The sequence below is a fragment of the Allobaculum sp. genome (assembly GCF_047010065.1).
In the GTDB taxonomy this organism is placed as follows: Bacteria; Bacillota_I; Bacilli_A; order Erysipelotrichales; family Erysipelotrichaceae; genus Allobaculum; species Allobaculum fili.
The window spans coordinates 1-15,829 of sequence record NZ_JBKXLD010000052.1 but is presented as its reverse complement, the minus strand read 5'-3'; the positions used below and the strand labels follow the sequence as shown (position 1 = coordinate 15,829).

Annotated in this window: 11 protein-coding genes; 9 read left to right on the top strand and 2 right to left on the bottom strand. The window is 51.5% G+C overall.

All coding sequences use genetic code 11. The features are described from left to right. Both ACLUYS_RS05990 and ACLUYS_RS05985 read right to left on the bottom strand, forming a co-directional pair. The coding region (locus ACLUYS_RS05990; RefSeq protein ID WP_412659375.1) for a YdcF family protein at nucleotides 1-392 on the bottom strand (392 nt) is incomplete at its 3' end. Nucleotides 393-425: 33 nt separating this feature from the next. Further along, nucleotides 426-1,571: a nucleotidyltransferase family protein gene (locus ACLUYS_RS05985; protein ID WP_412659374.1), complete on the bottom strand. Its 1,146-nt coding sequence runs from the start codon at nucleotides 1,569-1,571 to the stop codon at nucleotides 426-428. A gap of 256 nt (nucleotides 1,572-1,827) precedes the next feature. Between ACLUYS_RS05985 and ACLUYS_RS05980 the strand changes: the two genes are divergently transcribed. The 9 genes from ACLUYS_RS05980 (at nucleotide 1,828) to ACLUYS_RS05940 (ending at nucleotide 15,613) form a co-directional block, all read left to right on the top strand. Continuing rightward, nucleotides 1,828-2,538, top strand: coding sequence for a peptidylprolyl isomerase (locus tag ACLUYS_RS05980; RefSeq protein ID WP_255658122.1), 711 nt, complete (start codon nucleotides 1,828-1,830; stop codon nucleotides 2,536-2,538). Between the two features lie 486 nt (nucleotides 2,539-3,024). After that, a complete protein-coding gene (locus ACLUYS_RS05975; protein WP_288339263.1) occupies nucleotides 3,025-3,543 on the top strand; it encodes a YceD family protein in 519 nt (172 codons plus the stop codon). Between the two features lie 11 nt (nucleotides 3,544-3,554). Continuing rightward, complete coding sequence (rpmF, locus tag ACLUYS_RS05970) at nucleotides 3,555-3,731, top strand: 50S ribosomal protein L32 (RefSeq protein WP_230266711.1); 177 nt, start codon at nucleotides 3,555-3,557, stop codon at nucleotides 3,729-3,731. Between the two features lie 816 nt (nucleotides 3,732-4,547). Continuing rightward, entirely contained in the window at nucleotides 4,548-5,624 is a 1,077-nt protein-coding gene (locus ACLUYS_RS05965; protein ID WP_288339264.1) for a hypothetical protein, read from the top strand. A 454-nt stretch (nucleotides 5,625-6,078) separates the two neighbouring features. Further along, nucleotides 6,079-7,632, top strand: coding sequence for a ribonuclease Y (gene rny / locus ACLUYS_RS05960; RefSeq protein WP_230266713.1), 1,554 nt, complete (start codon nucleotides 6,079-6,081; stop codon nucleotides 7,630-7,632). Between the two features lie 606 nt (nucleotides 7,633-8,238). Next, on the top strand, nucleotides 8,239-9,669 hold the full coding sequence (gene miaB / locus ACLUYS_RS05955) for a tRNA (N6-isopentenyl adenosine(37)-C2)-methylthiotransferase MiaB (RefSeq protein ID WP_412659376.1): 1,431 nt from the start codon (nucleotides 8,239-8,241) through the stop codon (nucleotides 9,667-9,669). Nucleotides 9,670-9,792: 123 nt separating this feature from the next. Then, a complete protein-coding gene (locus ACLUYS_RS05950; RefSeq protein WP_288339265.1) occupies nucleotides 9,793-11,484 on the top strand; it encodes a ribonuclease J in 1,692 nt (563 codons plus the stop codon). 308 nt (nucleotides 11,485-11,792) lie between these two features. After that, on the top strand, nucleotides 11,793-15,209 hold the full coding sequence (locus tag ACLUYS_RS05945; protein WP_412659373.1) for a DNA translocase FtsK: 3,417 nt from the start codon (nucleotides 11,793-11,795) through the stop codon (nucleotides 15,207-15,209). Then, a complete protein-coding gene (locus ACLUYS_RS05940; RefSeq protein ID WP_412659372.1) occupies nucleotides 15,206-15,613 on the top strand; it encodes a RidA family protein in 408 nt (135 codons plus the stop codon). The genes ACLUYS_RS05945 and ACLUYS_RS05940 overlap by 4 nt, the downstream gene beginning before the upstream one ends. The last annotated feature ends 216 nt before the right edge of the window (nucleotides 15,614-15,829 follow it).

Here is a 15,829-nt window from a genome sequence, read left to right as displayed (position 1 = left end):
TATTTCATGTTTTCCCAGGTGTTCTGCGCCCGGGTTTCCAGCAGGATCGGCAGCTGCGGACAAAGTTCATGAATGTAGTTACCCATCACTTCCGCTTCCACGTACGGATTGCGGACCGCACCGCCAGAAATGATCAGCGTGCGGTATTTGCCCTGCAAATACTGATCGATCGCCAGATGACAGCGCAGTTTCATTTCACGCCCCAGGCTGCCGTCATCGTGAACCGAACAGCCCAGAAGCAGTCCAAAAGGATACGGTTCCTGTGAAACTTTCGGTTTGCGGCAGGGCGGCAGCTGGTGTTCGTACCAGACCAGAGACAGCCCAGCTGCAGCCCCGAAAAGGGAGACGAGGACAGCCTTTTTGTGGCGGTGAGAAGAAGGACGGTGAAACATAGAAAACTCCTTTCTAAAGGAAAAAGGATCGGGTTACAAAACCGGACAGAAATACGTGTGAAGTTCGGCCAGGAGAGCGTGTCGAATCGACGCATCCGAACCGTCCGCTTCCGCTGTACTGGAGGAAGAAAATTCAGAGCAGGCAGAAAGGGTGTGCGGTAAAACGAGCGTCCAGGCGGCTGGTTTCTGATCGATCAGCGAATACAGACGCATTTCCTTATTGAGAAGATTCTGAAGCCAGGGGGAAAGATCGGCCATACGGCTGGCGGCTTTCAATCCGCCGGGCAGCGACTTTAACAGTGCCTGTCCCCGGTCATTGAAGCCAAGCGTCAGAACTTTAAAAAAGAACGGATGCTCTTTCATCTCCCTTTTAGAGATCTGCATCAAAATCATCATGCAGGTTCTCTGTATTCTTGCCCGTGTATACGTTTTGGAAACGGCATGCTTCAGAAAGCCTTCAAACGTATCGCTTTTTCTGGCGCTTTCGATCAGACGGTATTCGATGCCTTCCTCGCAAAGGAAAAACTCGCTTAACCGCTTCGGATCGCTCATGAGCAGTTGCATCCGCAAATACGGATAGTACGATTGCCACGATTGTCGGGGATGATAGAGCGCGTCGCCTTTTTGCGGAATGTTGGCGAAAAAGTCTTTTCGAATCGCTGTGGCGGATTTGAGTGAAAAGTTGCGGGGGAACGGCACGACCGCCATGCCAAACGACCGGGCGTAGCGAATGTACTGCACCGCCAGAATATCGTTTGGCCGCAGATCGATGCCGTTTAAAACGGCGTTCTGTACATGTGAGCGGCCGGGAACAGCTTCGAGCATTTTCAGCTGTCTGGATTTTTCTTCCAGAACGGCCAGATCCGCGAGCTCCGATCCAAAGCAGAGCGTATTGACCCCGGCACATTTGAGGGCTTCGATCGCGTAGAGCGCAAAATAGTCGGCGCTTTGCATGGCGTAGGCGGCAGGCAGCGCGATCACCAGATCGGCGCCCGCTTCGATGGCCATACGGGTTTTCTCTTGAGGAGAAAGAAGGGAAGGCAGTCCGCGGCTTGAATACCATGTGGAAAGGACCACGACGATCTGATCGGGATGAAGCGTTTCGCGTACCCGTCGAATGATTTCGCGGTGTCCGTCATGAAAGGGATTGAATTCAGCAATGATTCCAGCTTTGATCATGTGTTCAGTCTACCGTAAAAAGAGGATTCCATACATTTCCAGCCGTGAATCCCATTTCAAAATCGTTTCCGTTCAGGTACCATGGACAGGGGATTTTCCGAAAGCGGATAAGAAACGACGGTATCGTTTTTTTGCGTAAGGAAAATCAAAAGAACAATTCACGGATCAAAACAGACAAAACATCTGGATGGATCCGATCAGAAGGAAAAACGGATCCTGGATCCGATGAAAAGATAGAACAGCGAGGACAAACAGTATGAAATTCAGCAGATTTGTTTCAAAAGCCGCCTGCCTGGGCGCTGCCGCTCTGCTTGCGGCCGGATGCGCCGGCAGCACGAACGACACCAGCAACGCCGACGTATCGAGCGTCACCTCTTCCATTGCCAGCAGCCAGACCGAATCGGTCGTTTCCAGCAAAGTGGCTACCCGGGCTTCCAAGTCGGAACCGGGCGGCAAGCAGTACCAGGCCGAAATCAAGATTTCCGGCTACGATGAACCAATCATCTTCACCATGGACGAAGGCATCGCTCCGGAAACCGTAGACAACTTTGTCAACCTGGCCGAAAAAGGCTTTTACGACGGCCTGACCTTCCACCGTATTATTGACGGCTTCATGATTCAGGGCGGCGATCCGCGCGGCGATGGAACCGGCGGAAGCTCCCGCAGCATTTACGGCGAATTCAAATCCAACGGTTTTGACAACTCCCTCAAGCACGTGCGCGGAACCGTATCCATGGCCAGAAGCAACCAGCCGGATTCCGCCAGCAGTCAGTTCTTTATCGTGCAGGAAGATGCGTCCAGCCTCGACGGGGAATACGCCGCATTTGGAACGGTAACCAGCGGCATGGATGTCGTAGACCAGATTGCTGAATCCGCGAAGCCGACCGACAACAACGGCTCCATTTCCAAGGAAGATCAGCCGGTCATCGAATCCATCACCATTACCGAACTCGATGACAAGAAATAAGCGGTAAGCACAAATCGAATCCAGTGAAGCTCTCTAGAGCAAAGAGAAAGCGCTCTGGAGCAAAGATAAAGATATAAAAAAATCCGTATCTGTATCCTTCTGTCTCTTGCCTCTGGAAACAGCCTGAGCAAAGAAGACAGACCGAAAAAAACAGACCCGATCACAAATTGATGGACAGATTCTCAGAGCCGATCCGGCTCTTCGGGTCTGTCCTTCGATTTTGTAACGGTCACGGACTATGATGAAGATGCATGCGGCAGGGAGCCAAAACGATACGCGATATCGGACGTTTGCCCCTGGCTCATAACAGACAAGACATTTGAACAGGCAGATTTTTCAAAGAGTCAACGCGGCCAGAAAAAGCCGAAAGTACGATAGTTAAGGACAAAATGGCAAAGCACTTCGATCGTTTTGTTCAGATTTTCGTTTGTTTGACAATTCAAAAGGGTCTGCCTATAATATCAAATGCTACATGAGGTGAATAGCGTGAAGTTTCGTAAAAGCGATTTTATGGCGGCGCCGGATGACTATCTTGAAGTCAATACCGACCTGGCCGATCTCGATGGAGCTCAGTTTGTGAATACGCCTGTTCTGGCCGTACCCGAGTGTCACGTCGAGGGCACTTTACAGTTTGACGGCCGCAGCAGGGTTGTCAGCAACCTTCATTACTCCGGCTTCATGATTGTTGAAGACTCGATTACCGGAGAAGATCTCGAATACGATTTCGAGGCCGATTCTGAAAAAGAGTACTCATTCGATCCGCTCGAGGATACGGACGATCAGGAAGACATTCTCGTTGTGAACAACAACACGATTGATCTGAATGATGAGATGATCGAAGCGATTGTATATGAAGCACCCATGAGCATTACCCGTTTAGCCCGTGAAGACTATCCTAGCGGTAAAGGCTGGTCGCTTACATCCGATCAGGATGAGGGGGACAGCCAGCAGCAGGAAGATCCCCGCTGGGCAAAACTCAAAGATCTTAATTTCGAGGATAACTAGGAGGTGCCACCATGGCTGTTCAGCAGAGAAGAGGTTCCAAACACCGTAAGGCAAAAAGAAGAACCCATTACAAACTGACTAAACCCGCTCTTGTAAAATGCCCGGAGTGCGGCGAATTCAAACTCGCTCACAAAGTATGCCCGAGCTGCGGTAAATACAAAGGCAGACAGGCTGTCGAAGTAGAATAATTCCTGTCCCTTTTATAATCAGTATCCAGATGGATGAACAAGCAGAGAGACCTCTGCTTTTTTCTTTTTGCGCATTTCGCATTTTCTCTAACAGGCCTGCAGGACGTTGATGTCCTGCGGGCCTTTTCCGTTGTGCAGGAGCAAGCGCAGGGAAGCACGAAACTGAAATCCAGGGAAAGGAAATAGAAACGGGCAAATAGAAACGGGAAGGTGCTGACAGATCCGATCGCAAAAAACCACAGAAGGTATCGCATTCGTGCGAGAAACCGCCTTTTCTGTATGGTCCGGAATTGGGATTATTGTGTACCAAAGCAACAATTTCGTACCATAGCCAATTAGTATTAAGCCTATGCGATTTTAATAATACGAAAAGAAGAAAAAGACAACCGTGATAAACGTATAGAACGATAAAATAAAAAGGCCAGTATTTCTCCCGTTTGCCTGGACGAAGGCAGACGGGCGGCTGCTTTTTGGCTTTTAAGAACAGGCGCAGGGATTTGAACGAATGGTTTTCCTTACGGGCAAACAGGAAAACCCTCATCCTGCGTTGGATCCCCATTTTTATTTTGAACAGGAAAAGCGGTCGTCTTACGTTCCATCCATTTTCTCAAACGCGTGGTTTTGCATCGGCTTTTGACCTTCAGGCGCTTCTTCATTTGATTCGGGCAAAAATATAAATTACGAAGCGCTTCAATGCACTCTATTTAGAATATGGTCGCGCATACGACAGACAACCCATGTTCTATGTACGCAAAAGCACCAGATTTTTACGAGAGGACAGGGCGTAAGGGAAATCGGACAAAGAAAGGCCCAGTTATGAAAAAACATACAATGATGGCTGCACTCCTGTCTGTGTCGATGCTGACAGGATCTGTATCTTCCTTCCCAATTCTGGCCGCTGAACCGGCTGTCCAGAATGAAACGACCGACGCTGCACAGTCCACAACGACGATTTATGACCATGCCCGCAATACCTGGTATCCAATGGGTACCGGCATGCAGGTCGAAACCGTCACAAACGAAGGCAAGTATTTCAAAGGCCACGCGGCGATTGATGACGTCAATGCGGAAAACACCGTAAAGGATCTGCTGCACGGCGAGAAGTCCTTTACGTTTGAGATCGAATACAAAACGCCGGAAAACACAAGCGCCAATCAGATGGAATACCAGATGATTCTTTCCAACGGCGACCATGGCTTTGTAGTACGCGACTACCATTATCAGAATCTTGGAATCACGACCCAGCTGATCGCCTATGGAGCCAATACGAATGACTGGATGACGTACAACATGAAGGAGTATGAAGCAGGAAATACCGATTACTCCAATCGTGTCCATACAGTTCTTGCCGGTTACGATGCCGAAACGAAGGAGCTCTTCTTCGTCTTCAACGATGGCTCGAGCTATCGTGGATCCATGAGTGGAACGGGCGGAATCAAGGCGACAAACTATCCGCTTTCCATCGGTACCGATCCGGAAAATACCGATCGCGTCTCCGCCTATCGGTTCAAATCCGTCAAGCTTTTTGAGGGCGTAAAAACTAAGGAAGACATGGAAACCCTCACCAAAGCCGATGCCAAAGTTTGGGTCGACGCAGACGATAACCCCGTTCAGCCTCAAGAGCCGGAACCGGAACCTGTCGTACTCGACTACTCCGTACTGCAGACGGCCTATACGGATGCGAGCAGCGTAAGTGCCGACAAATTCCAGTCCAATGCGGCATGGTCCACGCTGATTGAAAAACGGACCGTCGCTGCGAACATTCTTGCCGATCAGGACAATACTGCCCGTACGCAGAAAGATATTAATGACGCGGCTTCCGCCCTCAGCCAGGCGTGGCTCGCGGTTCGTCTGAGCGTCGACACCGAGATCAATCCGCTCCCCGCTCAATAACAAAACCAATCCAGAAATATGCTCTTTTGCATGCTTTCGTAAATGCGAAAAGCGCAGTTTCAATCGATAATCTGCCTTATGCACCGTCTGAACCGCAAAGATTCAGACGGTTTTCCATACATTGCAAAACTTGCGCATTTTACACCCGATCCAAGGCGAATTGTCTGCCGGACAGAAACAGGAACGATTGGCCACGAAAAATGTAGTCCGGTCTGATTTTTTGAAAAAACGCAATCATACCGATCGGTCGAAAAAGAGAAAAAAGGGGAAATCAGACGATTTACAGCCGGATTCTGGCGGATTTGCCCAGAACCTGTTCGCTGTATTGGTACACAATCGTTCCATTTTTGAACGAATATCTTCCTAAAATTTGTCTGAAATATGGGTACATAGACAAAAAGACCGGATTTGCTATAATTGAAATGCTTTATTTTATGAAGGGACAGAGAAATAAATGAATGCCTTATGGATTTCTCTATCCGGGATAATCGGACTTGTCCTGGGAATCGGCCTGATGGCCGCTCTTTCCAAAGCAGGTCTTAACAAAAATCAGCAGCAGGCAAATCAGATTCTTGAACAGGCGAACCGCGAAGCGGAAGCCAGACTGAAACAGGCAGTACTTGACGGGAAAACCCAAGTACACGATCTGAAAGTAGAAGCAGAAAAGGAAATTAAGGACCGCCGGCAGGAAGCCGTCGATCTTGAAAACGCCCTTCTGCGTCGTGAAGACAGCTTAAATTTCCGCGATCAGTCTCTGAACCAGAAGGAGAAGGAACTGAGCGCGCAGATGAAGAAGGCCAATGATCGCCTTCTTTCCTTAGAAGATAAGGAAAAGCAGCTTCAGCAGGAAATTGACCGACAGATCGAAGTCCTCGAGGGCGTAGCCCGGATGACCAGTCAGGAAGCGAAAGACGAGCTCTTCGCCCTTGTCGAAAAGCAGATGGAACACGAAACGATGGCTTACATCAAGGAAAAAGAAGATGAAGCCAAATCGCAGGCGAACCAGAAAGCGCAGGAAATCATCGCCTTAAGCATCGAACGCATGGCCCAGCAGGAAACGATGGACCGTACGGTCGCTGTCGTCCAGATTCCCAGTGAAGAAATGAAGGGAAGAATTATCGGACGTGAGGGCCGCAATATCCGTGCCTTTGAACAGGCCACGGGTGTTGAGCTGAACATTGATGATACGCCGGATCTGATCACCATTACCTGCTTCAACCCGATTCGTCGAGAAGTGGCCAGACTCGCCCTCGAATATCTCATTCGAGACGGACGCATCCAGCCAGGACGAATTGAGGACGCCGTTAAGAAATTCCAGCATGAAGTCGAGGCTGAGATTCTCAAGGCAGGCGAAGAAACTGTATTCAAGCTTGGCATCGGCCGCATCGATCGCGAAATCGTTCGTCTGATCGGTACGCTGAAATACCGTTTCTCCTATGGCCAGAATGCGCTCCAGCATTCCATTGAAGTCGCCCTGATTGCCGGAACGATGGCAGCTGAGCTGGGGCTCAACCAGCATATGGCGAAACGTGCCGGTCTTCTGCACGACATCGGTAAAGCACTCAATGTCGACCAGCAGGAAGGCAGCCACGTGGAGCTGGGTTACAAATTCTGCAAGAAGCATGGTGAAAAAGAAATCGTTCTTAATGCGATCGCATCTCATCATGGCGATACCGAACCAAAATTCCTGACCTCCCATCTGGTCATTGCCGCCGATACCATTTCCGCCGCTCGCCCAGGAGCCCGTAAGGAATCCGCGCAGGCCTACGTGGAACGTCTCGAAAACCTGGAAAAAATCGCCAATGAATTTGAAGGTGTTTCCAACGCTTATGCCATTCAAGCCGGCCGCGAGATCCGCATCATGGTTGTTCCCGAACAGGTGAGCGATACGGCCTGTGTTAAAATGGCCAGGGCGATCCGTGACAAAATTGAATCTGAACTGACTTATCCCGGACAGATCAAAGTGAACGTAATTCGTGAAGTCCGTGCACAGGAAATAGCGAAATAACGAATATCAAAGCCGCCCCGCAAAGGCGGCTTTTTATAACGGCTTTTCGTCTACAATAAAAACGGACGCATTCCCAAAAGGCACAGGGAAACATCAGAAAAAAAGCAGGGGAAGACCCGACAAAGACTCGGAAAAACTCGGATAAATCCGGCAAAGAAGCAGAGCAGTTTTCTTTCTCTCTCCGTTCGGATCACGGAGCCATTCTCCGAACGTCCCTTAAATAGAGGAAGACTGTCCTTCAACCGTTAAGACAATCCAGACGCAGGACTTTTCTGACATAAGGTCACCCCCCCAGAAATCCAGTCTGTATCCAGCACCGATCGAACACAGATCCAGAACAACAGTGCCATTTATCGCAAAGATCCCAGTCCATACGGGGCACTTTGTCATTTCTCCCTTAAAGGAATACAATCTCGAAATATCGGCTCGCTTTTCAAAAGAAAAGCGGGATTTCGATTGCCTGTTCGAGGATCAATCCAGCCTCGAAACATACCCGTTCAAAACGCTGCGCAGGGCCGTCTGGTCCAGAACGCGTAAACCATAAAGCAGAACATCAAAGATAAACAGAACACAAACAGAAAACAAAGACAGGAGACTACTGTGAGCATAAAAATTAAACCCGCCTGGCATCTTCCAGATGCTAAAAAAGCGGCCAGACGCATCGAAAAAAGCTCCCCGACCTATCGTGGCATGGAACTGAGCGATGCCCAGAAGCAGATCGGCCAGAATAAAACGTATTTTATTTCCACCTACGGCTGTCAGGCCAATGAGCGCGACAGCGAAAACCTCGCCGGCATTCTTGAAGCGTGCGGATACACCCCAGCTGCCGATTCGGCGACCGCGGATCTGATTTTAATGAATACGTGCGGCATTCGGGAAAACGCGGCCAATAACGTTCTTGGCGAAGTCGGCTCGCACAAAAAGCACTTCAAATCCAAGCCGGATACGATCATCGGTGTCTGCGGCTGCATGGTGCAGGAAGAGCAGTTCACCCGCACGCTGCTCGAAAAATACCCGTGGGTTCATCTGATTTTCGGAACCCATAACTTCGCAAACCTTCCCGAATATCTCGAACGCGCCACAAACGGCGAAAAAGTCGTAGAAGTCTACTCGCGCGAAGGCGAAATTTACGAAGACCTTCCCGAACATCGAAGCGGCCGCTACAAAGGCCTCATCAACATCATGTACGGCTGCGACAAGTTCTGTACGTACTGCATCGTACCGTATACGCGCGGCCGTCAGCGCTCCCGCTCGGCTAAGGATATCCTCGCGGAAATCGAAACGCTGAAAAAACTCGGTTATAAGGAAATCACCCTGCTCGGTCAGAACGTCAATGCCTACGGGAAAGACCTGGATGGGGAAATGGATTTTGCGGGACTTCTCGAAGAAGCCGCCAAAACCGGCATCGAACGCATCCGCTTCATGACCAGCCACCCATGGGATTTCTCGCGAGAAATGATCGATGTCATCGCCCGCTACGATAACCTGCTGCCGTTCATTCATTTGCCTTTGCAGAGTGGCGACGATGAAATTCTGCGCCGCATGGGCCGTCGCTACACATCGAAGGAATACCTGGAACTGTATCAGGACATTAAGAAGAAAATTCCGGATGCGGCCATCTCGACCGATATTATTGTCGGCTTTCCTGGCGAGAGCGAAGAAGCGTTTGAACATACGCTCGATCTCGTACGCGCCTGCCGCTTTGACAACGCCTATACCTTTATTTATTCGCCAAGACCTGGAACGCCGGCCGCTAAGCTCGAAGACGGAACACCGCTTTCCGTCAAAAAGGAACGGCTGCAGCGCCTGAACGCGCTCTGGAATGAATTTGCGCTTGAAAACCACCAGAAATACATCGGAAAGACCGTCTCCGTTCTGGTCGACGGCCCGTCGAAAAAGAATCCGAACGTCTTCTCCGGCTACAGCCGTCACGGGATACCTGTAAACTTCTCCGCGGATCAGGCTCAGGAAGGCGATATCGTCGATGTCGTCATCACCGAAGCCCACACCTTCTCGCTCAACGGTCGTAAAGCGTAGGCCAGGACGGCGAATGTTATACTGTAAATAATAGAAAACGTTCAATTTGTACGAAATTTTTAGTATGCGAAAAATTTTCTGCCTCAACCGGCAGGAATCGCGCAATTGCGGAGGTGCCACAATATGGCAGAAGCAGAATTAAAAAAAGACGAAGTCGTTCGACTGTTTGCGCTGGGCGGGCTGGATGAAGACGGAAAGAACTTGATGGTCATTGAAATCAACGGTGATATGTACATCGTGGAATGCGGCCTGAAATTTCCGAACGATAATGCCAGTCTGGGCGTAGAATGCATCGTCCCCGACTTCTCCTATCTCAAGGAACACGAAAAACAGATCAAAGGCATTCTGATCACCCATGGCCATGACGACGTCATGGGCGCGCTGCCTTATCTTTTAAAAGAAATCAAAGCCGATATTTTCGTCAGCGACTTTACCGGCCGCGTAGTGGAGGAACTGCTGCGCAAAAACAAAATTACCGGCGTCAAGATCAAGACCGTCAAGCGGCAGGATACCCGGACAATCGGCGGAAGACAGGTCGTCTTCTTCCCGATTACCCACTCCTATCCGCAGACGTACGGTTTTGGCATCCGTACCGCCCATGGCTATATCGTCTACTCCGGCGAATTCATCGCCGACTACGACGACATTTCCCAGGCGTACCAGGGCGACTACTCCTTTGCGACCCGTTTTAAAAACGACGGCGTCCTCATCCTCCTGCAGGATTCCAAAGGCGCGGAACATGCCCTTCATACCTCGCCAAATCATCGGGTTACCCCGTATTTTGAAAAGGTACTCGACCAGCATGAAAAACAGCGGATTTTCGTGGAAATTTACACGCAGTCCGTTTACCGCATTCAGGAACTTATCCGCTGCTGCATCGCACGCAAGCGCAAGATGTGCTTCTATTCCGATGAGCTCAAGAAACTGATCGCCGGTCTGGAAAGCATTACCGATGCCGTTCCGTCTGAACTCGTTGTTCCGGTTTCCCAGATCGATCAGTGCGAAGATGTCGTGGTCATCATTTCCGGACAGGGAAGAGCCCTGTTCCAGCTGATGAGCAATATCGCCAACAACGAAGTCGACGATGTCGAATTCCACGATGACGATGTGATCGTCGTTGCTACCCCGCTCGTTCCAGGTGTTGAAAAAGACTTCAAGAGTATGGAAAACGACATTTACAAGCGTCAGGGTACGATCGTGAAAATCGACCGCAACGTTCTGGGCATGCATCCGTCCAAGGAAGATCTGAAGATGGTCATCTTCATGTGTGATCCGAAGTACTACATTCCGATCAAGGGCGCATACCGCATGTTGTGCGCGAACGCGATGCTGGCGGAAGAAATGAACATTCCCGCCGAGCGAATTGTGATTCTCGACAACGGCGAAATCGCCACCTTTATTAACGGCGAACTGCAGCCGGGTCTCGATACGATCGAACTGCACGAAACGCTCGTAGATGGCAACGCCAACTGGGACATGGCCGGCGTCGTTCTGAAAGACCGTGAAATTCTTTCGACCGACGGCGTCATGGTTCTGGCGATCGGTCTCGATTTCCGCACGAAGAAGATTATTAACGGACCGGACATTCAGACCCGCGGCCTCGTCTATGTACGCGATGCCGAGTACCTGACCCGGGAAGTGACCCGGATTATGGAAGACACCATTAAGGAAATGGTCGATGCCCATAAATACGACAATATGGAATGCCGCTCAATCATCCGCGAAAAAGTGGCCCGCTACGTCTTCAAGCAGACCGCAAAGCGCCCGATGATTTTACCGGTTATTCTCGAACTCAACCCCAAAGGATCCCTTTAGAAAAAGCTGAAATCCAAAGATTTGGCAGATAATCCGAAGGAGTTCTCCCAAGGGATTTACTGAATCAAAACGAATGGAAAGAATGGATTGCGCGCAGGCAGTTTGTGCCGTACGCAATCCGTCTTTTTTTTCCGCTTTGGTTCGTTATAAGATAAATACACTGCATTTACTCCACGCCTTTTTTCCTCAGTCGCAATGCAGGCTGAGGATATACAGAAACAGGGAATCTCTTTTTTCAGTTTCAAAAAGAGACGAAAAGGGCAGGGAAAATCGTCCTTATACCAAGAGGACTAAGAAAGGGAGGGACTATGGCTTCAAAAAAGAGTGCGTCCAGACGCAGCCCGTCTTCAAAAAAATCCTCCGCATCGTCTTCCAAGCGACAAACCGGGAAAACGTCTGTGTTTTCTCTGAATACGTTCTGGATCTGCGTACTGATCATCTTCTCGTGGGTGATCTGTACGATGGTTCTGTTTTCCTTAGGCCTGGTCGGCAGCTTTTTGCAGGAAGTGCTTCAGCTGCTGGTCGGCAGCTTCTCCTATGGCCTGCTCATTTTTTTCATGGGCTATGGCCTGTACTGGGTCCTGACGCTGGGCAAGAAAAAAGTATCCGTTCGCATGATGGTCGGCTTTGGCTTTCTGGCGGCGTTCTGGATGATGACCAACGGTCTCCAGCAGGTGACCGACACGAACGTTACCCAGCCGTTTTCCATTCTGGTGGCCAGTCTCGGCCAGTTTGGATCGATGAGCTTTACGAGCAGCTGCGGCCTTCTCGGTGCGCTGCTGGCTACCGTGTTTTCCATGTTTTTCTCGCGAACCGGAGCGATGTTCTTTGATTTCGCGTTTCTGATTCTGGGCATTTTACTGATCGGCTGGAACTGGTGGCGTCTGCTGCTGACCGATCGAAAGCCCAAAGAAGATACCGATACGGAAAAAGGATTCCAGGGCGTCCGCCGCACTTCGCTTGGAGGTCTGCTGCGCTGGCCCAAAAGCGATCTCGATGAAGAGGACGTCCCTAAAAAAGAAGAACCGAAAAAGCGTCCGCCCCGTCAGCCGTATGGACAGGCCCCGCAGCCGGAAACCGTGCAAGCCGATGCTTCCCCAGACGATCTTGTTGAATCGACCCGCCTGCAGGGACAGGGCCAGCCCGATCTGACAGGCGGCTCCCTGACGGAAATTGGCCCAGACGGCTATTCCAATGAAGAGTACGATGAGCAGGATGAGGAAACCATTTCCGATCGTGTTGGTGGCTGGCTCCATCACAGAACGGCTTCCCGTGCCGCTCGTTCAAGAGCCGGAATGGCCAAAAACAAACCGCAGCGAAAAGGCATCGCGGGCTTCTTTGGCCGGATCGCCGATTTTTTCTCCAGTCTGCATCACCGCATTCTCGACTGGGTCACCCTTTCGAATGTGGATAAAGACTACGACGAAGAAGGCAATCCGATTCTTCTTCGCTATGACGATCGCAATGACGCGTCCATGCAGGGCCGTCCAATCGACAAGGACGAACTCCAGCGTCTGTATGACGAAAACGGAGAGTACATCGAGAAGGGCAGATCCCATCCCAGCGCCTTTTCCATGAATGGTCTTGTCGAACAGCGTGCGTATTCGGATCTTGTCGCCGACCCGGATTTTGTGGAAGCATCCACTTCGGCCGATCCTGCCCCGGTTCTGGAGATGGCCGAGGAACAGACAAGAGAAACCGACATTCGTCAGGGTCGGCTTCCCAGCCGCGCCGCGCGTCGCCGCCAAAGAGAAGCGGAGATGCGCGCATCCAGTCGGCTCGATGGAACTGCGCAGCCCGTCACAGCGGCAGGACAGCGGACTGGACAGATGGCCGCACAGGCCATGCAGCTTGCCCAGACGGGTCTGAATGCGCAGTCGCAGAGTCAGAATGCGGCCGCAGCGGCACTTGGCGCTGCAGCTGCAGGTGCCGCGGCTGGTGTAACAGCCGGTGCGGGTGGCGCAGCAGCGGCTCAGAGCCAGAACAGTCGTTCCTCCGACTTTTCGGATGAATCGCTTTATGAAGATCCCCGAAACGAGGCCCCATCGGATTTGGCAAATGCCGAAAGACTGCCGCGCCGGCGCAGAACGCGCTCCGTGCAGGAAACGGCGCCCGATCTGAGCAGCTCCGCTGTAAACGGAACGGTCAAAGACATGACCGATCAGCTGGGCGAGGTAAAACCGTCCAGAAAAAAAGCGGCAGCTTCCAGCCGCACCCCGTCTTCTCGAGAAAACAAGCCGGTTCGCTACGAAGCCGAACCGCTGGATCTTTCCCCGAAAGCGGACGGCTATGTGCTGCCGCCGATCAGCCTGCTTCAGGAAATGAAGCAAAATCGAAAAAGCACTATCAACCAGAAAAGCGCCGCCGAACGCGGGGACACGCTCATTCGCATCCTGCAGGAATTTGGAGTCGAAGCGAGTCTTGGCGAAATTCATATCGGTCCTTCCGTTACCGAATTTGAAGTCATTCCCGGACAGGGCGTTCGCGTCAACACGTTCGTGAATCTGCAAAACGACATCAAGATGGCGCTGGCTGCTAAGGACATCCGTGTCGAAGCGCCGATCCCCGGCAAGAGCGCGGTGGGTATTGAAGTGCCCAACGAAGAAAAGACCACCGTCAGCATGTGCGAGCTCATCGCCGGCATTCCCAAATCGGAAGCCTCGCATCCGCTGCTCTTTACGCTCGGCAAGGATCTGATGGGCGAAAACATTTACGGACGACTCGATCGCATGCCGCACCTTCTGATCGCGGGCGCGACCGGTTCCGGTAAGTCCGTCTGCGTCAACTCGATCATCTGTTCGCTGCTCATGCGTACCCATCCCGATGAAGTGAAGCTTCTGCTGATTGACCCGAAAAAAGTCGAATTCACGCCTTTTAACGGCATTCCGCATCTGCTCTCGCCGGTTATCACCGATCCGGCGCTCGCTTCGGGCGCGCTCAAAATTATCGTCGACATGATGGATGAGCGCTATTCCCGCTTTGAAGCCGTACGCGTTCGCAACCTGGCCGGCTACAACGAATACGTTCGCCGCCACCCGAAAGAAGAGCTGCAGAAAATGCCGCGCATCGTCGTCATCATCGACGAGCTGGCTGACCTGATGCTTGCCGCCAGCAAGGATGTCGAACAGTCGATCCAGCGCATTACCCAGCTCGCCCGTGCCGCCGGCATTCATCTGATCGTCGCCACACAGCGACCCTCGGTCAACGTCATTACCGGCGTCATCAAAGCCAACATTCCAAGCCGTATCGCCTTCATGGTTTCCTCCCGACCGGACTCCCGGACGATTCTCGACCAGTCCGGCGCCGAGAAACTGCTTGGCTATGGCGACATGCTTTTCCTCGATAACGGCGCCACTTCGCCTAAGCGAATTCAGGGTGTTTTCATCCAGGATCAGGAAGTGGAAGCCATCTGCGACTACGTCCGCCAGCAGGCGCAGCCGGAATATGAGGAAACGTTCCTTCTGCTCAAGGAAACGAAAAACAATCCGATGGATGGCGAATCGTTTGAAGAAGACCCCTTGTATAATGAAATAAGAAATTTCGTTATCGTCAGCAAGAAAGCCAGTACGTCCCTGATCCAGCGGCGCTTTCGCATCGGCTACGCCCGCAGCGCACGCGTCATGGACCAGCTTGAAGCCAACGGCGTGATCGGCCCTTCGCAGGGAAGCCGACCCAGGGAGGTTCTTATCTCCAGCAGCGACGATATGGAGGAGGATTACGAATGAATCTGTTTTTAAAGACCGGCGAACCGATGAGCCAGTACGACTGCGTCTCCAGCATGGTTCAGCTAGGCGATTTCTTCTACCTTTCCGGTCAGATCGGAAAAGGATCCACGTTCCACGACCAGTGCGTTTCCGCCTGCTACGCGGTGACCGATGTCCTGCACCAGTTCGATCTGCGTTTTGATCACATTCTGAAATTCACCGTCTATCTGGTTGACATCGAACTGCGCGACGAGTTCCTGGAAGTCTTCAGCAATTTCGTCGATCAGCCTTACCCGGCGCTGACCTTCGTCGAATCGCCTCATCTTCCCGACGATGCCATGGTCTGCATCGACGGCTGCGGCGTAAACACGCTCCGTCATGAAAGAAGCATGTCCGACGCATACTGCGAAGACTGCGACGAATAAAGCATCAAGATAAATTTATACGCCTGAACCAAAATCCGCTCCGTACGCTTTCGCTCAAGTCCCTCCAGCAGGAGGCCATCGCGAAAGCGGATCCGGCAGCGGTTTTTTTGTGCGTCCCCCGACGGCTCGAGACTGAGAATGTTCGCCAGGCTGCAGTAGATCCGTAAGTGTCAAACAATCGACGGGTATACGCGAGACTGAATATTAGATACGCTA

Coding starts and splice junctions, on each gene's coding strand:
- rny (WP_230266713.1), top strand. CDS start 6,079: ATGAATGCCTTATGGATTTCTCTATCCGGGATAATCGGACTTGTCCTG.
- ACLUYS_RS05980 (WP_255658122.1), top strand. CDS start 1,828: ATGAAATTCAGCAGATTTGTTTCAAAAGCCGCCTGCCTGGGCGCTGCC.
- ACLUYS_RS05985 (WP_412659374.1), bottom strand. CDS start 1,571: ATGATCAAAGCTGGAATCATTGCTGAATTCAATCCCTTTCATGACGGA.
- ACLUYS_RS05950 (WP_288339265.1), top strand. CDS start 9,793: ATGGCAGAAGCAGAATTAAAAAAAGACGAAGTCGTTCGACTGTTTGCG.
- ACLUYS_RS05965 (WP_288339264.1), top strand. CDS start 4,548: ATGAAAAAACATACAATGATGGCTGCACTCCTGTCTGTGTCGATGCTG.
- ACLUYS_RS05940 (WP_412659372.1), top strand. CDS start 15,206: ATGAATCTGTTTTTAAAGACCGGCGAACCGATGAGCCAGTACGACTGC.
- ACLUYS_RS05945 (WP_412659373.1), top strand. CDS start 11,793: ATGGCTTCAAAAAAGAGTGCGTCCAGACGCAGCCCGTCTTCAAAAAAA.
- rpmF (WP_230266711.1), top strand. CDS start 3,555: ATGGCTGTTCAGCAGAGAAGAGGTTCCAAACACCGTAAGGCAAAAAGA.